Below are 20,126 nucleotides of genomic sequence, written 5' to 3' on the forward strand. Positions count from 1 at the left end.
CACTGCACACCCGCCCAATTCCCCGCAAAAGGACACTCTTACAGGATTGAGCAGGTGCGAATACTACCCAAAGCTGAGCCGACAAGCAAGTCTATTTTAAACTCTATCGATTATTTGCGGAAAAAAACAACAAATTTTCGAAATATTGCTCAGCTTTATTTATTACAATCAACCTGCGGCTTTAACTGCATCCGCAATACGATTCGCCATTGCAGTTACATCCGCTTCATTTTCGCCTTCAACCATGACACGAATTAACGGCTCTGTACCCGATTTTCTGAGTAACACGCGGCCTTTACCTGCCAGTTGCTTTTCAACTTCTTCATTAGCAGCAATAACCCCCTCATTTTGTAGAGGGTCGTGTGTGCCTTTGAACCGAACATTAACCAGCACTTGAGGTAATAATTTCATACCACTACATAAGTCATGCAAACTCATATGGTTACGTACCATAGCGCTCAAAACTTGTAGGCCAGCAACAATACCGTCACCCGTGGTGGTTTTATCCAGTAAAATTACATGGCCTGAGTTTTCCGCGCCCATGCGCCAGCCTTTTTCCTGTAATTTTTCGAGCACATAGCGGTCACCCACTTTAGCTCGTTCAAATGGAATGCCTAACTGTTTCAGGGCTATTTCTAAGCCCATATTGCTCATTAATGTACCGATTACCCCGCCTTTTAATTGACCTTGGCGTAGAGCTTCTCTAGCGACAATAAATAAGATTTGGTCGCCATCCACTTTTTCGCCCATATGGTCAACCATGATAATACGGTCACCATCACCATCAAACGCTAGGCCGACGTCTGCTTTTTCTTCTAATACTTTTTGCTGTAGTTGTCGAACATCAGTAGCGCCGCATTCTTCATTGATGTTGATCCCATTCGGGTCACAACCAATAGTAATGACTTCCGCACCTAACTCACGAAATACATTGGGGGCAATGTGATAAGTCGCACCATTAGCACAGTCAATAACGATTTTTAGGCTGGATAAGCTTTGCTCATTTGGGAACGTCCCTTTACAGAACTCAATATAACGCCCAGCAGCGTCTACAATCCGATTAGCGCGACCCAATTCTGCTGATTCGACACAAGTGATCGGTTTTTCCATTTCAGCTTCAATGGCTTCTTCGACTTCATCAGGTAACTTAGTCCCATCAATTGAAAAGAATTTGATGCCATTATCATAATAAGGGTTATGGGAAGCGGAAATAACGATCCCCGCTTCAGCGCGGAAAGTACGTGTTAAATAAGCCACCGCTGGCGTCGGCATTGGCCCTGTAAAAGATGCTGATAGCCCAGCGGCCGCTAGCCCAGCTTCTAGAGAAGACTCCAGCATATAACCAGAAATACGCGTATCCTTACCGATAATAATTTTACGTGAGCCATGACGAGCAAGGACTTTCCCTGCTGCCCAACCTAATTTTAAAACGAAGTCAGGAGTAATTGGGCTATCACCCACTTTGCCACGGATACCATCGGTACCAAAATATTTACGCTCACTCATACGCTTACTTTTCCTTTTCTGACAGAGTCATCTGTACCACTTGCATCGCTTGCACTGTTTCTTTGACATCATGAACTCGAATGATGTGCGCTCCTTGCATTGCAGCAATAACTGCGCAAGTAAGGCTGCCTGCGAGACGCTCTTGAGGTGGAACATTCAATAATTGCCCAATCATAGATTTACGTGACATACCAGCCAATAGCGGTAGTCCGAAATTATGAAATTGTTCTAAGTTTGCCAATAATTGATAATTATGCGACAAGTTTTTACCAAACCCAAAGCCTGGATCAAGGATAATTTGCTGCCTATCGATTCCAGCATTCACACAACGTGCAATTTCGGCCTCTAGATAGTCTTTAACTTCGCGCACAACATTCTCATAATTTGGGGCGGCTTGCATTGTTCGTGGCTGGCCTTGCATGTGCATAATACACACAGGTAACCCAGTTTGAGCAGCAACATCTAATGCTTCCGGCTCATGAAGTGAGCGAATATCATTAATCATATGCATCCCTGCCTTTGCCGCTTCAGACATCACTTGCGCTTTCGAAGTGTCAACAGAAATCCACACATCAAAACGTTGGGCAATAGCCTCTACTACAGGGATCACCCTATCGAGTTCTTCGCTAACAGAAACTTCAGCTGCCCCAGGACGAGTTGACTCACCACCAATATCGATAATGGTTGCCCCTTCTTGCACCATCCTAGCTACATGCTCTAATGCATCATGATAACGATTATGAGTGCCACCATCTGAGAACGAATCAGGAGTAACATTCAGAATCCCCATCACTTGCGGTGTGGATAAATCAAGGACACTGCCTCTCGCTTTGATTTGCATTGTTATTTTCCTTAACGAAAAAAACCCCAGCGAACTGGGGCTCTCGATTACCTTACTTTTCCGATAACTTATTGTGGCTTGTTATCGTTATTGTCTGATGGGTTTGATTCATCAGTATTGTTGCTTGGCTCTTCAGCATTATTTTTTGGTTCTTCAGTTTGAGGTTTATCAGCAACTTTATCGCCATTTGACGCACCTTTGCCAAATGTTCCAGTCACGTTACTGACTTTTTTGTCCTCATCCCAACCTGCTGGTTCACGTACTGGACGACGATTCATTAAATCATCAATCATTGGCATATCGATAGTTTCGTATTTCAACAATGCGTCTTTCGTTGCATGCAGAATATCAATATTGTCTTCCAGTGTTTTATAAGCCAATTGGTAGCAGTGGTCTAAGATTTTCTTAATTTCTTCATCAACAATACGTGCTGTTTCATCAGAAATACCTGAACCATTACCCGCAGAACGACCTAAAAATGCAGGGCCTTCTTCTTTTGAGTATTGCATTGGACCTAAACGGTCTGAGAAGCCCCACTGAGTCACCATGTTACGCGCTGTATTCGTTGCAAACTGAATATCAGAAGAGGCACCCGTGGTGACTTTATCTCGCCCGTAAATCAGTTCTTCTGCGATACGACCCGCATATGCTGTCGCAATCATCCCTTCCAGTTTTAAGCGGCTACGGCTAACTTCATCACCTTCTGGTAAGAAGAATGCCACACCCAGCGCTTGACCACGTGGAACGATTGTGACTTTGTGAACAGGGTCATGCTCTGGCATTAAATGACCGATAATCATATGGCCACCTTCATGGTAAGCCGTTGATTCTTTTTGTTCTTCAGTCATCATCAGAGAACGACGCTCAGCACCCATCCAAATTTTATCACGAGCTTTTTCAAATTCGACCATAGAAACGACACGCATATTTGCGCGAGCTGCGAACAATGCCGCCTCGTTCACTAGGTTGGCTAATTCTGCTCCAGAAAAACCAGGGGTTGCACGAGCAAGGATGAAAGTATCAACACTTGGGTCGATAGGAACACGACGCATATGCACTCTCAGAATTTGCTCACGGCCACGAACATCTGGCAAGCCAACAACAACCTGACGGTCAAAACGACCTGGACGTAATAACGCTGGGTCAAGTACGTCTGCACGGTTAGTTGCGGCAATAACAATAATACCTTCGTTACCTTCGAAACCATCCATTTCAACTAGCATCTGGTTCAGGGTTTGTTCACGTTCATCGTGACCACCACCTAAACCTGCACCACGTTGGCGACCGACAGCATCGATTTCATCAATAAAGATGATACAAGGCGCAGCTTTTTTCGCTTGTTCGAACATATCACGAACACGAGAAGCACCAACCCCCACAAACATTTCCACGAAGTCTGAACCGGAAATAGTAAAGAATGGGACTTTTGCTTCACCCGCAATAGCCTTTGCAAGTAATGTTTTACCTGTACCAGGAGGCCCTACCATCAGGACGCCTTTAGGAATTTTACCGCCAAGTTTCTGGAAGCGAGCAGGTTCACGTAAAAACTCTACGATTTCACCGACTTCTTCTTTCGCTTCATCACACCCTGCAACGTCTGCAAATGTTGTTTTTATCTGATCTTCCGTCAACATGCGGGCTTTACTTTTGCCGAATGACATTGCCCCCTTGCCGCCGCCACCTTGCATCTGGCGCATAAAGAAAATCCAGACACCAATCAACAGAAGCATTGGGAACCAGGAAATGAAAATAGATGTCAGTAAGCTAGGTTCTTCTGGTGGTTCACCAACGACAGTCACATGCTTATTCAGCATGGTGTCTAACAGCTTCTCATCCTGCATAGGAAGATAAGTTGTATAGCGGCTATTATCAGCCTTTCTGACGTTCAGTTCACGACCTGTGATACGAACTTCACGTACCTGATCCTGGGCTAACTCATTGATAAACGTAGAATAATCAACTCTGCGACTATTCGAATCGCTTGGGCCAAAACTCTGGAACAAGGACATCAGAACAACTGCGATGACTAACCAGAGAATCAGGTTTTTCGCCATGTCACTCAAGGGATTAACCTCATATTACAACTGTGTTAACAAATAACGCTCAGGGTACTATAGTTTTAGCCCTGTCGCTACAATGTATACTTCACGTGACCGTGCCCGCGAAGATTCAGGTTTACGAACTTTTACTTTCGTAAACAGGGAGCGGATATCCCTAAGGTAATCGTCAAAGCCTTCTCCCTGAAACACTTTAACAATGAAACTCCCCCCAGGCGCCAATACAGCACGGCACATATCCAATGCTAATTCAACCAGATACATAGAGCGAGGAATATCGACCGCAGGTGTCCCACTCATATTTGGGGCCATGTCTGACATGACCACCTGTACTTTTTTGTCGCCTACTCGTTCTAGCAAAGCGGCGAGCACTGCCTCGTCACGAAAATCCCCTTGAAGGAAATCAACGCCAACGATTGGGTCCATCGGTAATAAGTCACAAGCAATAACACGCCCATTATGACCTATTTGGCTGACAACATATTGTGACCAACCACCAGGGGCTGCTCCTAAATCAACAACGGTCATACCTGGTTTAAATATTTTATCACCTTGCTGGATTTCCTCCAGTTTAAACCATGCACGTGAGCGTAGCCCTTTTTTTTGTGCTTGCTGAACATATTTATCACTAAAATGTTCTTGCAACCAGCGACTTGAGCTTGCCGAACGTTTTTTATTGGCCATTGTGTCTTCCAACTATACTAAAAGATCTACACCTATGTTGCTGCTTCTTTACCATCGAACAGATATAATTGATGGTGATAGATATCAGATGGCGGTAGAATAAGCCATTTTCAATACTAACCAAGCAAAAAATCGATGAATCTTAATAAAAAACAAATTCAGCACCTAAAAAGTCTCGCTCATCACTTAAACCCTGTCGTTATGATTGGCAACAACGGTTTAACCGAAGGTGTCTTAGCTGAGATTGAACTCTCACTAGCGCATCATGAGCTTATCAAAGTCAAAATCGCAGGCGAAGACCGTGATACTAAAAATTTGATCGCTGATGCGATTGTTCGCGAAACTGGTGCAGTAAATGTACAAATCATTGGTAAAATTCTTGTTATTTACCGCCCTTCGGCGGATCGCAAAATCATTTTACCTAAATAATAACCCATCATTTATATAAAAATGCCATTGAAAGCATGTTTTATATGTTGAAAAAGGCCGCCTGCGGCCTTTTTCTTTAAATCCGGGGAAATAATATAACCAATTCAGTAAAATAGGAATCAGATATACTCAACTTTAAGAATTTCGAACTCTACATCCCCACCTGGGGTTTTGATTGAGACGACATCGTCAACCTCTTTACCGACTAAACCACGTGCTATTGGTGAATTGACTGAAATCAGATTAACTTTAATATCAGCCTCATCATCACCAACAATACGATACGTTAGCTCTTCGTCGGTATCAACATTTAATACTGTCACTGTTGCGCCAAAGATCACTCGACCGTTATTAACCATTTTGGTTACATCAATCACTTGTGCGTGAGAAAGTTTACCTTCGATTTCTTGGATACGGCCTTCACAGAAGCCCTGCTGCTCACGAGCCGCATGATATTCTGCATTTTCTTTTAAATCACCGTGCTCCCGCGCATCAGCAATTGCGGCGATAATTTCTGGGCGGCGAACAGATTTCAGGAACTCCAGTTCCTCTCTTAGTTTGTCCGCACCAAGTACTGTCATCGGGATCTGTTTCATTAATAAATACCTCGGTTCAATCCTATCTAAAAATAAGTATCTTCCTGATTTTGTAACAACAGCACACCGAACACCTCTGTATAACAGGGGGGTGTTCTAGGTAAAAAAAACTCAATCAGACTTATGTACTCATTTATCTTATCATAATGTACGCTATTTTAACTGAGACTTAATAGCGGGTCACCGTTTACTTTATTAGGCATTACACTTTAGTATGTGCTGTATGTCCACCCTAATGCGTGAAATATATGTCATTATTAACTTTAACCAGAAAATGGATAATCACTTTAGGGATCACCCTAGCCAGTAGCCAAGCTTTGGCGATCCCAATTGATGAATACAAGCAGTATCTACCTGACGGCACTAACCTTGCTCTGGTCGCGCAAACGGTGGGAAGTAATACCCCATTAATTGATTATAACGCCCAGCAAATGGCTCTTCCAGCGAGCACCCAAAAAGTGGTGACGGCACTTGCAGCATTGTTGCAATTGGGGCCAGATTACCGTTTTGTTACCAATTTTGAAACGAGTGCAAAACTGAGCAACAATACACTGACAGGTGACTTAGTCATCCGCTTCAGTGGTGACCCAACGTTAACTCGCCAGCAAATTCGGAACATGGCAAATGCGTTAAAACAGCTAGGGATCGAAAAAATTGATGGGGATTTGATCGTCGATATTTCCGCATTTACCAGCCACGATAAAGCACCTGGCTGGGTATGGAATGATATGACCCAATGCTTCAGTGCGCCACCTGCCGCCGCTATTATCGACCGCAATTGTTTTTCTGTATCCCTATACCCTGCTGAAAAAGCAGGTGATTTTGCCTTTATCAAAACAGCTAGTTTTTATCCTGTTAACATGTTCAGTGAAGTCAAAACATTGGCAAAAGGCTCTCCCGAAGCCCGTTATTGCGAACTTGACGTCGTACCCGGTGAGTTAAATCGCTATACTTTAACAGGTTGCCTTACTCAACGTAGTGACCCCTTACCTCTCGCTTTTGCGGTGCAAAATGGAGCTAGCTACTCAGGGGCAATTGTCAAAAATGAGCTCACTACCGCAGGCATCGAATTAGTCGGTCATATAAAAAAACGGACTCAGCCAACAGCTCAATCACAAGTGTTAGTCAAAACAGAATCTAAGCCCTTACATGACTTATTGAAAGTAATGTTAAAGAAATCCGATAACATGATTGCCGACACCGTTTTTCGTACCATTGGTCGCGAATATTATGGTGTTCCAGGAACATGGCGCTCAGGGTCTGATGCCGTAAGGCAAGTTTTGAAACAAAAAGCGGGGATCGATCTTGGCAATACTGTCATGGTCGATGGCTCAGGGTTATCACGCCATAATTTAATCACCCCGGCAACGATGATGGAAGTTTTGCAGTTTGTCGCTAAAAACGATCAACAGCTCGATTTTATCTCTATGCTCCCCTTAGCAGGTCATGATGGGACATTACGCTATCGTGGTGGTTTTGATGAGGCGGGCGTTAATGGAAAAGTGTCTGCCAAAACAGGTGCATTACAGGGGGTTTATAACCTAGCCGGCTTTATTACAACAGCCAGTGGGCAACGCGTAGCATTTGTACAGTTTATTTCTGCTTATGCCGTACCACAGAGCCAACAACGCAGTCGTCGTGTACCGTTAGTGCGCTTCGAAAGCCGTTTGTATAAAGATCTGTACCAGAAAAATTGATCAATCAAAATTTGGTAATTAAAAAAGGCGCCTTTGCGCCTTTTTTATGTCTCAACGATAACTATTTCTGGTAAATGATTTCGACGCCTTCGTCGTCATCTTCATCCCAATCGTCATCCCAGTCATCGTCAATATCTTCAGCACCAGAAAGCTGTTCTTTGTGATAATCATCCCACATGAACTCGACTTTTTCTGGTTGCGGAGCATCTTCAGTGGTTGCCATATCGCGTGGCTGAGTATTCATAAATTCCATGATGTCCCAACAAAGTGCTTTTACACCTTCATGGTTAACTGCTGATATCATGTAATATTTATCTTCCCAACCCATTGCTTTAGCAATTTCTGCTGCGCGTTGTGCGGATTCTTCTTCACCTAAGATATCGATCTTATTAAAGACTAACCAGCGAGGCTTCGCAGCCAGTTTTTCACTGTATTTTTCTAGTTCACTGATGATGATCTTGGCATTTTCGACAGGATCTGATTCATCAATAGGACAGATGTCGATCAAGTGTAATAAAACACGACAACGTTCTAAGTGTTTCAGGAATTGGATCCCAAGACCTGCTCCTTCCGCAGCGCCTTCGATCAACCCAGGAATATCCGCGACCACAAAACTTTGTTCGTTATCCATACGCACCACACCTAGGCTTGGCACTAAAGTTGTGAATGGATAATCAGCTACTTTTGGCTTAGCGGCTGATACAGAACGTATAAATGTTGATTTACCTGCGTTTGGCATACCCAACATGCCTACGTCAGCTAATAGCATCAGTTCTAACAGTATTTCGCGAGTTTCGCCCTTCGTCCCCATAGTACGTTGACGTGGAGCTCGATTTACTGAAGATTTAAAACGTGTATTCCCAAGGCCATGAAAGCCGCCTTTAGCAACCATATGGCGCTGTTCATGGCGGGTCATGTCACAAAGGATTTCATTAGTGCCTAAATCGCGTACACGCGTTCCTACAGGGACTTTAACCGTGATATCTTGACCACGCTTACCGGTACACTCACGACTTTGACCATTTTGCCCACGTTCTGCACGAAATGATTTTTCAAAGCGATAGTCGATCAGGGTGTTGAGGTTTTCATCTGCTTGCAAGTAAACATCACCACCATCACCACCATCACCTCCGTCAGGTCCCCCTTTCGGAATGTATTTTTCACGGCGGAAGCTGACACAACCATTGCCACCATCTCCTGCCACGACTAATATTTTGGCTTCATCTACAAATTTCATAATTCTCTCTCCGTTTCTGAGCCATATAACGCTGGATGGCTGTTTTACTCAGAGATGGCGTATTTTTTAATACGAGTGCACTTCATTAGAAACAAAATGCCTGAATATAAAAAGCCCCGCAAAAGTTTTTTGCAGGGCTTTAATTCTGAATTAAAGATCAGAAAACTTATTCAGCTTCGATGCTGATAAATTTACGATTGTTTGGACCTTTAACTTCAAATTTAACTTTACCATCCGCTAATGCGAATAGAGTGTGGTCACGGCCACAACCTACGTTGTTACCTGCGTGGAACTTAGTACCACGTTGACGAACGATGATGCTACCTGCTAATACAGCTTCACCACCAAAACGTTTAACACCTAAACGTTTTGCTTCTGAGTCACGACCGTTACGAGTCGAACCACCAGCCTTTTTGTGTGCCATTAATCTGCTCTCCTAAATCTTAAGCGATGACAGTGATCTTAACATCAGTGAACCACTGACGATGACCCTGTTGTTTACGGCTATGTTTACGACGACGGAACTTGACGATTTTTACTTTTTCGCCACGGCCGTGTGCAACAACTTCCGCTTTCACTTTAACGCCTTCAACGACAGGAGCGCCGATTTGGATCTCATCGCCATTAGCAACCATCAGAACTTGATCAAATTCAACAGTTTCACCTGTTGCGATGTCCAGCTTTTCTAGGCGGACAGTTTGACCTTCGCTAACTCGGTGTTGTTTACCACCACTTTGGAAAACCGCGTACATATTAACTCCGCTTTCCGCGTACCCGTTAAATATCTCAATTCCAGAGCACGCTATAAAATATTCACAATAGGGCGCGAATTCTACGCAAAAAAGCATCAGAACACAAGCCTATAATGCGGTTAGATGACAAAAAATACGACTTTTTTCTCAATAACCGTTTTTGAGCATTGATTTCACGCTTATTGCTTCAATTGTTACTTATTTAAACATTTTTTGCATCACACCTGATAATCTTATTATTAATAATGTTATGCTAATACCATAACTGTTATATCGGTCTCCCGATTTTTTATTCAGGGAATGAACCAAAAACTAATAATATGAATAAATTACGATGAATTTAGAATCTATTATTGAACTAACAACTGAAGATATGTCTGCGGTAAACGAGGCTATTCTCAGTCAATTGAATTCAGATGTTGCGCTAATTAACCAACTTGGTTATTACATTGTCAGTGGTGGTGGCAAAAGGATCCGGCCAATGATCGCTGTGCTTGCAGGGCGAGCACTCGGCTATTCTGGTCATAAGCATACCCAAGTCGCAGCCTTGATCGAGTTCATTCATACCGCAACGTTATTGCATGATGATGTTGTCGATGAATCCGATATGCGTCGTGGAAAACAAACCGCTAATGCCGTTTTTGGTAATGCGGCAAGTGTTCTTGTCGGTGATTTTATTTACACTCGATCCTTCCAGATGATGACAGATCTTGATTCAATGCGGGTGTTAAAGCTGATGTCTGAAGCGACTAATGTGATCGCCGAAGGGGAAGTATTACAGTTGATGAACTGTAACGATCCCAATATTACTGAAGAAAACTACATGCAAGTGATCTACAGTAAAACGGCGCGTTTATTTGAAGCTGCAGCTCATGCTTCTGCTATTTTAGCCAATGCGACGCCAGAGCAAGAAAAAGCCTTGCAAGATTATGGTCGTTATATTGGTACGGCATTTCAACTCATTGATGATCTTTTGGATTACGATGCAGATAATGCGCAATTAGGTAAAAATACAGGTGACGATCTTGATGAGGGTAAACCAACGCTCCCTCTTCTTCACGCCATGCAACATGGTAATGAAGAAGAATCTGCTTTGATCCGCCAAGCGATCGAGCAAGGCAATGGACGCCACTTATTAGATACCGTCCTCGCAACGATGAAACGTTGTGGCTCCCTTGAGTATACCTATGCCCGCGCACAAGAAGAGGCACAAAAAGCCATTGATATGCTAGATGTTATTGATGATTCTATCTATAAAGAAGCATTAATTGGCCTAGCGCACATTGCCATACAACGCCATTCCTAAGATTCACTCATGCGATGCGAGAAAGAGGAGTTATTTTTCCTCTTTCTCTTCTTCACCAATTTGAGCAAGAAGTGATGATAAGCCGTAACGCAAGATATGTTTGACAATTTTATTGCGTTCAGCCTCCGTCAATTGGTAATAGGCTTCTGACCAAATTTGCAGTGCATCTATTCTTTGGCTTTGGTAAGTCACCGATGGCTCACATAAACTGAGTTGCCCTTGAATTTCATCAGGTAAGCTCTCTACATAATATTCAACAGCCTTACCTTGAACGCCCCGTTTGCGACGATGCTTCCAGCCTTCTCGTCTTGCCATTAGGTTTACCCCCTGAGGCGATGTAGGGAGACCTTCTAGCCCTGCTAATTCTTTTGCAGTGAACCACAATTTTTTCATATTTTCACTTTCACGCTTATATTATGAAACCTGCTGTTGCAGCTTTACCAAATCGTCAACTGTTAAAAAATTTTAGACTCAATATAATATTATTTTTATATACTAATTATTTGCATCTTAAGTATTTGTAAACTATTTATTATTAATTAAATCGATTAGTGCTAAAGCCCCTTCACGCATAATGAATGTCAAAATAATGTCACGCTCCTCGTTAGAAAGCTGGTTATATGCCTCCTGCCAAATAAACGAATTATCATTTCGTTTGACTTGATAAGGTGCAGAAGTTTCATTCACAAACTGGCTTTCAAAAATATCGATAGGCAAAGAACTAATATGATATTCCAACGCTTTTCCTTGAATCCCCCGCCTTTTACGGCTGACCCAATTTTCTCGCCTTGCCATCGCATTTATGCCTTGAGTCGTCATGGGAAGCCCTTGCAACCCAACCAACTCCTTTGCAGTTAGCCATTCCTTGTACATGCTGACCCTCCTAGTCATGATGACAATTTATTTCTAGTTGCTGAAAACTATCTATATTTTCTTAAAAACATTAACTCATTCATTTTATTTATAACTGCAAATAATAATATACAAATAATATTTGTTATTAGTATTCTAATTTCTTTTAATAACAGATAATTAAATGATTTACTCGCTAATAATTTAACTAATTTTATTGAGTAATTTATATATATTACTAATACAAGTAACGGATAACATTAAATACGCCATTTCCACTACTAACTCGAAAGAGTTAGTTTTAATTTCAAAGTTTTATCCTAATTCACAATTATTAACACTGACTTTCTATTTAGTTTCACAAAAACCCCGACAGTTTCATAAAATGAAGTTTTTAGAAAAAACTGGAAATTATTTTGGGAAATTTCTGTTATTTTATTTCCAATAACAGGGAGTTTGTACTGAATGTATCACAGTTTCCCGTTACTCGTACCATTAACTCTACATTATTCTGAGCGAAAAAAGGACTAAAAAATGATTTTACGGAAGTCGGACTGGCATCCAGCAGACATCATCGCCGCTTTACGTAAGCGTGGAACAACTCTGGCCGCTATTTCTAGAGAGGCAGGTCTTAGCTCTTCTACGTTAGCGAATGCACTATCACGCCCTTGGCCTAAAGGGGAATGGATCATTGCCAATTTTTTAGGTATCCATCCTTCTGAAATTTGGCCTAGTCGGTATTATGACCCTATCTCGGGGAACTTATTAGAAAGGAAAGTCAGAGATAAAACACAAGTAGAAAGCTAAAAAAAATAATGAATATAAAGCCATTGTTATGAGTTATTATCGGTGGCTTTATATTCTTATACTAACTGATTAATACTAATTGATTAAGTTGAGACAATTTTTATCTAAACCCAAAAACCTTATTGATGGGGCGTTATATTAAGTCATCTATATTTCTTCACTCGATTTGCAATCTCAATATTTCCCCTACAGCCCATTAACTAACAATAAGATGCCCATATCATTAAGCAGCCAAAAACCACTTGCTTACATCATCGATTATAAATGAGTAAAACAATTAGCCCCTATACAATATTGGCTGGCGTCTATTTTGCATCCATTACTATGGGAAATAAGTACTCATAGATCTTCATTGGAGTCAGTACATGAGGTGAAGAATACCCTGGCGTGGCGTGACAAAAAATAAAAAGGTTGAGTTCTATAGACTTGAACTCAACCTTTTTTTAGTTAGAAAAAATTAATTGGCATTAGCCGTTAATAAATTTTTCGCCTAACTCAATGTCTGCTTTTAATACACTTAACATTTCTTTTAGCGCATTTTCTTCAAACGCACTTAATTTACCCACTGGTAAGTGTTTTTCGATACCATTTTTACCTAAAACAACTGGTTGTGCGAAGAAGCGTGCGTGCTCACCATCACCTTCGGTGTAAACACATTCAACAATATTGCTTTCGCCTTGTAGGCCGCGAATTAAAGATAAGCCTAAGCGTGCTGCTGCTTGGCCCATAGACAGAGTCGCTGACCCGCCACCGGCTTTAGCTTCAACAACTTCTGTACCTGCATTTTGGATACGCTTAGTCAGAGCTGCAACTTCTTCGTCAGTGAAGCTAACACCTTCAATTTGTGATAATAAAGGAAGAATTGTCACACCTGAGTGACCGCCGATTACAGGAACTTCGATGTCATTGACATTTTTGCCTTTTAATTCAGCAACAAAAGTATTAGAACGAATAATATCCAGTGTTGTCACACCGAATAAACGATTCTTGTCGTAAACACCTGCTTTTTTCAGTACTTCTGCTGCAATTGCAACTGTAGTATTCACAGGGTTAGTAATAATACCAATTAACGCTTTCGGGCAAGTTTCAGCGATTTGTTGGACCAGATTACGAACAATACCCGCGTTAATATTAAACAGGTCAGAGCGATCCATGCCTGGTTTACGCGCAACACCCGCTGAAATAAGAACAATATCTGCACCTTTTAGCGCCGGTTTTGCATCTTCACCAGCAAAACCTGTTACTTTAACATCAGTAGGGATGTGGCTTAAGTCAGCAGCAACACCTGGCGTTACTGGTGCGATGTCGTAGAGGGAGAGTTCTGAACCTGCTGGGAGCTGGTTTTTGAGAAGAAGGGCTAGAGCCTGACCGATACCACCTGCTGCACCTAGGACTGCAACTTTCATTCTGAAACTCCTTAATTTGTACTTTAAAAAGATATCACTTTATTTGTTATACACTTAACACATTACGTATAAAAAACAATTTGTTAACAGATAGAGAGAGAGTTTAACGCTAGAGAACTTGTCTACTAATTGCCAGTATTCTAAACAAATTCCTTATCTGTTAATGAGATAACGGGCACTTTTTTAACAAATAGTTTTTCTTACTATTGATTTTCGCACAATAAGTTGTTTTTACTGTTTATTATTCAAACAAAATCATTTTTATTAACAACAATTTTACAATATTTATTGCGTAAGTTCATTAGCCTATTATGCTGACGCTTAACTATGGGCAAACAAGATAAATTAATGTTTATCATTAACCTCTCCATGGCTCTTTAACTCAAGGGCACATTGAATACTGTTTATAAAATCATCATAACGCAATTTTGTTGCATAAAAATGCACTTTTACGGATAATACAACTCAGTTTAATGCCGAAGAATGGGTTAATTATGCGCACTCCGTCTAAACAAGAAGACTTGGTTAAGGCTTTTAAAGCCCTATTGAAAGAAGAGAAATTCAGCTCACAAGCTGAAATTGTCACAGCTCTCCAAGAAGAAGGCTTCGAAAACATCAATCAATCAAAAATTTCCAGAATGCTGACAAAATTTGGTGCGGTTCGCACCCGTAATGCAAAAATGGAAATGGTGTATTGCCTACCGACAGAGCCCGGTGTTCCTACTGCTACCAGCCCTCTCAAAAATTTGGTGTTGGATATTGACTATAACCCTTCAGTTGTCGTCATTAGAACTAGCCCAGGTGCCGCACAACTTATTGCACGTTTACTAGACTCTTTGGGGAAAGCGGAGGGGATTTTAGGCAGTATCGCGGGAGATGACACGATTTTCTCTACGCCTGCAAATAACTTCACAACGCAAGAACTGTATGAAGCTATCTTAGCGTTGTTTGAACAAGAATTATAATTTTATCGATATTCATTGATATGAAGAGGGAAGTCTTATTTCCCTCTGTTTTTTCTGCCCCCTAACTGCTTTGGGACTTCGCTGTGTTATTCGACATTTTCCGTAACCTCGTACATTATGGTTTCCATTTTTTGATGCCAATTCTATTTGCTTATTTATTTTGGCGAAAAAATTGGAAGATCGCAGCGTTAATCATGATAGCGACTATGGCTATCGATTTAGACCACCTATTAGCAGATCCAATTTTCGACCCTGAGCGTTGCGGTATTGGCTTTCATCCTCTTCATTCCCTTTGGGCTGCTATTGCTTATGTGGTGTTATTATTTATGCCTTCATGGAAGCTCAAGGCTGTCGCTGTAGGTTGCTTATTCCATCTTTTTACAGATTCATTAGATTGTTATATGGGCAGTCTCAAAAAAGAAATGAATGCCCCAATCACGTTGAGCTTAGCTGTCACACAATGCCCTATTTCTGTGCCTTCCTTGAGTGTTAATTAAGCTTTCATTTATACCATAGATATAATTCCAAAGAACGATAGTCATCCATAGCAACAATATCTAATGTTAATGAAACAATTTATTAACAATTGAGGCCGTGGAATGATCAAAAAAACACTATTAGCCGTTGCATTAAGCAGTGCAATATCAAACTTTGCTTACAGCGCCCCCCTTGAAAAACCTAATATTTTAATCATTATCGCCGACGATATGGGGTATTCCGATATCAGTCCTTTTGGCGGTGAGATCCCGACACCTAATTTACAAACAATGGCAGAACAAGGTGTCAGAATGAGCCAGTATTACACCTCACCGATGTCTGCACCTGCACGCTCCATGCTACTCACTGGCGCCACCAATCAGCAAGCTGGTATCGGTGGAATGTGGTGGTACGAAAATACAGTCGGTGAACCAGGCTATGAATTACGGCTAACTGATCGCGTTGTTACCATGGCCGAGCGTTTCCAAGATGCTGGCTATAACACACTGATGTCAGGGAAATGGCACTTAGGCTACAGTTCTGGCTCCAAGCCAACCGATAGGGGTTTTAACCAAGCTTTTGCCTTTATGGGAGGTGGCACTAGCCATTTTGATGATGCAGTTCCTCTTGGTACCGTTGAAAGTTTCCATACCTATTACACGTTAAATGGTAAGAAAACCGCTTTACCTGCGAATTTTTACTCCAGCGAAGCTTATGCACAACAACTTGAAAAATGGATCAAAGAAACACCCAGTGAACAGCCCATTTTTGCTTATTTAGCCTTCACGGCTCCCCATGACCCCCTACAAGCACCAGATGACTGGACCCAGCGTTTTGACGGTCAATATGATGAAGGCTATGGGAAAATTTACCGGCAGAGAATCAACCGATTAAAAGAAATCGGGATTATTACAGATAAAACGCCGATGCCTCACCTTGATTTAGATAAAGAATGGGAACAACTCACCCCCGAAGAAAAACGCTATGCCGCTAAAACCATGCAAGTCTACGCCGCCATGATAGCTAATATGGATGAACAAATTGGCAATGTATTCCAGACGCTAAAAGAAACTGGGCGAGATAAAAACACCATCATTATTTTTGCCACTGATAATGGAGCTAACCCTGCTCAAGGCTTTTATTACGAGGGCGACCCTGCATTTTGGACGCAATTTGATAATAGCTACGAAAACTTAGGTCGTAAAAATTCATTTATTTCAGCAGGTCCTCATTGGGCTAATGTTAGCAATGCTCCGTATGCCAATTACCATAAAACTACTAGCGCACAGGGTGGCATTAATACCAATTTCATTATCAAAGGCCTTGGTATCCATAAAGCGGGTAGTATTGATAATACCCCTATGGCCGTTTATGACATCGCGCCAACCTTATATGAATTTGCCAATATTGACCCCAATAAAAAAATTAAAAATATCAACCCAGTCCCCATTAGAGGAGTTAGCTTTAAACAACATTTTACCCAAGATATCCCCGTTAAAACCCGCTATTCATTTGCCATGGAATTACATAATCAGGCAGCCTTGGTTGAAGGTGATTGGAAACTACGCCGCCTTGTTCCAAACTCGGCAAAAGCAGAAATGGCGCCATGGGAGTTGTTTAATTTAAAAAATGATCCGCTAGAAACGCAAAACGTTGCAACACAACATCCGAAGATCCTTGAGAAACTTCGTCAGCAATATGAACAATTTGCTAAAACTGGCATGGTGATTGAAGCCAAAGGAGAAGCCATTGATTATATTGGTTATGATGAAAAAACAGGTAACTATATTGGTATCGACCCCAAAACGCATAAACGTATTATTCCCTCAGTGAATCAATCAGGGGAATAATATGAAAATCGCCTTTTATGATAGCCTTTCTTCGTTTTCACCGCCCACAAGGGCGGTTGTCCCTTTTCATATTTTGCTTAAACCTGTTGGGGCGGGTTGTAACCTGAAATGTGATTATTGTTATTATCCAGAAGACCAATTACCTAGACCTAAACCCATGATAAAAGAGATGTTAGAACCTTTTATCCGTAATTATATTGCTTCTCAACCAACCTACAGCAAAGAAATTAATTTTGTGTGGCAAGGTGGAGAGCCCCTACTTGCTGGGTTAGATTTTTATAAAAAGGCCATTGATTTGCAGCAAAAATATGCACCAAAGCATGTGAAAATCTCTAATAGTCTACAAACCAATGGTACCTTGCTCACCCCTGCATGGTGCCGCTTTTTAAAGCAGCATAATTTTATTATTGGTGTGAGTTTAGATGGACCAAAAGAAATACATGACCGCTATCGTTTAGACAAAAAAGGCCAGCAAGGTAGTTACAACGCCGTCCTAAAGGGCATAAGGCTTCTACAAGAGTTTGATATTGAATTCAACATCTTGACGGTTGTACATGATGCCGTAGCCAATCAAGCACAAACCATCTATGAGCACTTTATTCAGCTTGGTGTAAAATTTATTCAATTCCAACCATTAATGACCGAAGGTAGTGCGCTTGAACATCAATTTACATTGACGGCTCATAATTGGGGAAAATTTTTAACTGATATCTATTTACACTGGAAATCTCAACGCCACGTTGGCAATGTACATGTGATGAACATTGAGCACGTTTACAGCCAGTATTTTACCCATGTTAGCCAGACTTGTGTCCACTCAGAACGCTGTGGTACTAACTTGGTCATGGAAGCTCAAGGGCAAATATTTGCCTGCGACCACCAAATCAATAGTAGCCATCACATTGGCAACATCTTAGAACAAACACCTTTGAGTGAACTCGTCCTCAATTCTATAGAGCTACCTTTTGGGCAAAATAAAAGCACCCGCAGAGAATGCCAATCTTGTACGGTAAAAGCGGTTTGCCAAGGCGGATGCCCAGCGCATATCAATTCGATGGGGAAAAATAAGTTATGTGAAGGCTATTTTCAGTTTTTTAATACTGTTATGACACCGCTGAGGAAATATGAACGTAGTATGCGAGGCGTTCAACAATGGCGGCAAGAAATAGGGTTTTAACGAAAGTTAGTATTAACCAAAAGCCCCTATCTCACAAACTATGATAGGGGGCTTATTTACAGATAAATACGGTTTAAACCATTACTCATCTAATTCTATTTCGGCTTTAGCCTTTAAACCCGCAAGCAATTTGCCATGAATGCCACCAAACCCGCCATTGCTCATCACGAGAATATAGTCGCCAGGTTGAGCCGTCTCAATGACCATATTTGTCAAAGCGTCAATATCAGCGCTCCAACGAGCAGGTTGCACGCATTTCTCTGCAATATCCGTTACCATCCACGGAATATTAGCTGGTTGGAATAAAAAGACTTCATCTGCACGGCCCAAGGCTGGCGCAATATCATTTTTGTTAATCCCCATTTTCATGGTGTTCGAACGAGGTTCGAGTACGGCGATAATGCGTGAAGTCCCCCCCACTTTGCTACGTAATGCTTCTAATGTTGCCAAGATAGCGGTTGGGTGATGAGCAAAATCATCATAAACACTCACACCATTCTCAACACCACGCAGCTCTAACCGCCGACGTGCATTGATAAACTTATCCAAAGCAAGGCAAGCTTCCTTGGCGGGGACGCCGACATGATGTGCTGCGGCTATCGCCATCAATGCATTTTGAATATTGTGATTGCCCACTTGTGACCAAGTGACTTCACCCACTTTCTCTTGTTGATAGTAAACCTCGAAATGGCTACCATCATGATTCAATTTTACTGCCTGCCACTCACCATGCTCACCACCAACAAGCTCCTGTTCACTCCAACAGCCCATACCAATGACTTGTTTTAAGTGATTGTCATTATCTGGTGTGAAAATTTTGCCGCTGGCTGGAACGATACGAACCAGATGGTGGAATTGCTTTTGTATCGCCTCAAGGCTTTCGAAAATATCCGCATGGTCAAATTCAAGGTTATTCAGGACTAACGTTCTCGGGCTGTAATGAACAAATTTAGAACGCTTATCAAAAAATGCACAATCATATTCATCTGCCTCAATAACAAAAAATGGGCTTTCCCCTATTTTTGCCGACACATCAAAGTTACCGGGGACACCACCAATTAGGAAACCAGGCTTATAACCACAATCTTCTAACACCCACGCTAACATACCCGCAGTAGTGGTTTTTCCATGCGTCCCTGCCACCGCGAGCACCCAGCGTTCTGGTAATACATGGTCATGTAGCCACTGAGGACCTGAAGTGTAAGGTAAGCCTCTTTCTAATACAGCTTCAACACAAGGGTTACCACGCGTCATGGCGTTACCAATAACCACCATATCCGGTACTGGGTCGAGTTGTGAAGGGTCATAACCTTGAATGAGTTCAATGCCTTGATTTTCAAGCAAAGTGCTCATTGGTGGATACACATTTGCATCAGAGCCCGTGACTTTATGGCCTAGAGAACGAGCCAATATTGCTAAGCTACCCATAAAGGTACCGCATATACCTAAAATATGTATGTGCATTCTTTTTCATCCAATTAGCATGA

20 protein-coding genes are annotated in these 20,126 nt (G+C 41.8%); 8 read left to right on the forward strand and 12 right to left on the reverse strand.

What is annotated here, in order from left to right:
* Positions 1 to 168: 168 nt before the first annotated feature.
* From glmM to rlmE, 4 genes are all read right to left on the reverse strand, one after another.
* Complete coding sequence (gene glmM / locus P3L56_RS19345) at positions 169 to 1,506, reverse strand: phosphoglucosamine mutase (RefSeq protein ID WP_048605844.1); 1,338 nt, start codon at positions 1,504 to 1,506, stop codon at positions 169 to 171.
* A 4-nt stretch (positions 1,507 to 1,510) separates the two neighbouring features.
* Positions 1,511 to 2,347, reverse strand: coding sequence for a dihydropteroate synthase (folP, locus tag P3L56_RS19350; RefSeq protein WP_071548692.1), 837 nt, complete (start codon positions 2,345 to 2,347; stop codon positions 1,511 to 1,513).
* A 68-nt stretch (positions 2,348 to 2,415) separates the two neighbouring features.
* Complete coding sequence (gene ftsH / locus P3L56_RS19355; protein ID WP_042845747.1) at positions 2,416 to 4,401, reverse strand: ATP-dependent zinc metalloprotease FtsH; 1,986 nt, start codon at positions 4,399 to 4,401, stop codon at positions 2,416 to 2,418.
* Between the two features lie 57 nt (positions 4,402 to 4,458).
* Complete coding sequence (rlmE, locus tag P3L56_RS19360; protein WP_004905912.1) at positions 4,459 to 5,088, reverse strand: 23S rRNA (uridine(2552)-2'-O)-methyltransferase RlmE; 630 nt, start codon at positions 5,086 to 5,088, stop codon at positions 4,459 to 4,461.
* Positions 5,089 to 5,223: 135 nt separating this feature from the next.
* On the opposite strand from rlmE, the gene yhbY reads away from it, so the two are divergent.
* Complete coding sequence (gene yhbY, locus P3L56_RS19365; protein WP_004905914.1) at positions 5,224 to 5,517, forward strand: ribosome assembly RNA-binding protein YhbY; 294 nt, start codon at positions 5,224 to 5,226, stop codon at positions 5,515 to 5,517.
* Between the two features lie 119 nt (positions 5,518 to 5,636).
* On the opposite strand, the gene greA is transcribed toward yhbY, so the two are convergent.
* Positions 5,637 to 6,113 carry a transcription elongation factor GreA gene (gene greA, locus P3L56_RS19370; protein WP_042845748.1) on the reverse strand — a complete coding sequence of 159 codons (477 nt, stop codon included), beginning with the start codon at positions 6,111 to 6,113 and terminating at the stop codon, positions 5,637 to 5,639.
* A 248-nt stretch (positions 6,114 to 6,361) separates the two neighbouring features.
* On the opposite strand from greA, the gene dacB reads away from it, so the two are divergent.
* The gene (dacB, locus tag P3L56_RS19375) at positions 6,362 to 7,810 is read left to right on the forward strand and encodes a serine-type D-Ala-D-Ala carboxypeptidase (protein WP_042845749.1); all 1,449 of its coding nucleotides are present in this window, start codon (positions 6,362 to 6,364) and stop codon (positions 7,808 to 7,810) included.
* A 61-nt stretch (positions 7,811 to 7,871) separates the two neighbouring features.
* Here dacB and cgtA read toward each other — a convergent pair whose 3' ends face one another.
* The 3 genes from cgtA to rplU form a co-directional block, all read right to left on the reverse strand.
* Positions 7,872 to 9,047, reverse strand: coding sequence for an Obg family GTPase CgtA (gene cgtA / locus P3L56_RS19380; RefSeq protein ID WP_042845750.1), 1,176 nt, complete (start codon positions 9,045 to 9,047; stop codon positions 7,872 to 7,874).
* 166 nt (positions 9,048 to 9,213) lie between these two features.
* Complete coding sequence (rpmA, locus tag P3L56_RS19385) at positions 9,214 to 9,471, reverse strand: 50S ribosomal protein L27 (protein WP_004905922.1); 258 nt, start codon at positions 9,469 to 9,471, stop codon at positions 9,214 to 9,216.
* A 19-nt stretch (positions 9,472 to 9,490) separates the two neighbouring features.
* On the reverse strand, positions 9,491 to 9,799 hold the full coding sequence (gene rplU / locus P3L56_RS19390; RefSeq protein ID WP_004905925.1) for a 50S ribosomal protein L21: 309 nt from the start codon (positions 9,797 to 9,799) through the stop codon (positions 9,491 to 9,493).
* Between the two features lie 334 nt (positions 9,800 to 10,133).
* Between rplU and ispB the strand changes: the two genes are divergently transcribed.
* Positions 10,134 to 11,105, forward strand: coding sequence for an octaprenyl diphosphate synthase (ispB, locus tag P3L56_RS19395; protein ID WP_042845751.1), 972 nt, complete (start codon positions 10,134 to 10,136; stop codon positions 11,103 to 11,105).
* A gap of 30 nt (positions 11,106 to 11,135) precedes the next feature.
* Here ispB and P3L56_RS19400 read toward each other — a convergent pair whose 3' ends face one another.
* On the reverse strand, positions 11,136 to 11,498 hold the full coding sequence (locus P3L56_RS19400; RefSeq protein WP_042845752.1) for a DNA-binding protein: 363 nt from the start codon (positions 11,496 to 11,498) through the stop codon (positions 11,136 to 11,138).
* 132 nt (positions 11,499 to 11,630) lie between these two features.
* Positions 11,631 to 11,978: a DNA-binding protein gene (locus P3L56_RS19405; protein WP_042845753.1), complete on the reverse strand. Its 348-nt coding sequence runs from the start codon at positions 11,976 to 11,978 to the stop codon at positions 11,631 to 11,633.
* A gap of 513 nt (positions 11,979 to 12,491) precedes the next feature.
* On the opposite strand from P3L56_RS19405, the gene P3L56_RS19410 reads away from it, so the two are divergent.
* Complete coding sequence (locus tag P3L56_RS19410; protein WP_042845755.1) at positions 12,492 to 12,764, forward strand: helix-turn-helix domain-containing protein; 273 nt, start codon at positions 12,492 to 12,494, stop codon at positions 12,762 to 12,764.
* 467 nt (positions 12,765 to 13,231) lie between these two features.
* Here P3L56_RS19410 and mdh read toward each other — a convergent pair whose 3' ends face one another.
* Positions 13,232 to 14,170 carry a malate dehydrogenase gene (gene mdh / locus P3L56_RS19415; protein ID WP_042845761.1) on the reverse strand — a complete coding sequence of 313 codons (939 nt, stop codon included), beginning with the start codon at positions 14,168 to 14,170 and terminating at the stop codon, positions 13,232 to 13,234.
* A gap of 494 nt (positions 14,171 to 14,664) precedes the next feature.
* On the opposite strand from mdh, the gene argR reads away from it, so the two are divergent.
* From argR to P3L56_RS19435, 4 genes are all read left to right on the forward strand, one after another.
* Entirely contained in the window at positions 14,665 to 15,135 is a 471-nt protein-coding gene (argR, locus tag P3L56_RS19420) for a transcriptional regulator ArgR (RefSeq protein ID WP_042845763.1), read from the forward strand.
* An 83-nt stretch (positions 15,136 to 15,218) separates the two neighbouring features.
* Positions 15,219 to 15,632, forward strand: coding sequence for a DUF6122 family protein (locus P3L56_RS19425; RefSeq protein ID WP_052219328.1), 414 nt, complete (start codon positions 15,219 to 15,221; stop codon positions 15,630 to 15,632).
* A gap of 105 nt (positions 15,633 to 15,737) precedes the next feature.
* A complete protein-coding gene (locus tag P3L56_RS19430) occupies positions 15,738 to 17,462 on the forward strand; it encodes an arylsulfatase (RefSeq protein ID WP_071548887.1) in 1,725 nt (574 codons plus the stop codon).
* Between the two features lies 1 nt (position 17,463).
* The gene (locus P3L56_RS19435) at positions 17,464 to 18,639 is read left to right on the forward strand and encodes an anaerobic sulfatase maturase (RefSeq protein ID WP_129466614.1); all 1,176 of its coding nucleotides are present in this window, start codon (positions 17,464 to 17,466) and stop codon (positions 18,637 to 18,639) included.
* 81 nt (positions 18,640 to 18,720) lie between these two features.
* On the opposite strand, the gene mpl is transcribed toward P3L56_RS19435, so the two are convergent.
* Positions 18,721 to 20,103 carry a UDP-N-acetylmuramate:L-alanyl-gamma-D-glutamyl-meso-diaminopimelate ligase gene (gene mpl, locus P3L56_RS19440; RefSeq protein ID WP_042845766.1) on the reverse strand — a complete coding sequence of 461 codons (1,383 nt, stop codon included), beginning with the start codon at positions 20,101 to 20,103 and terminating at the stop codon, positions 18,721 to 18,723.
* Positions 20,104 to 20,126: the final 23 nt, after the last annotated feature.

Source organism: Providencia sp. PROV024 (assembly GCF_032709665.1).
GTDB lineage: Bacteria > Pseudomonadota > Gammaproteobacteria > Enterobacterales > Enterobacteriaceae > Providencia > Providencia huashanensis.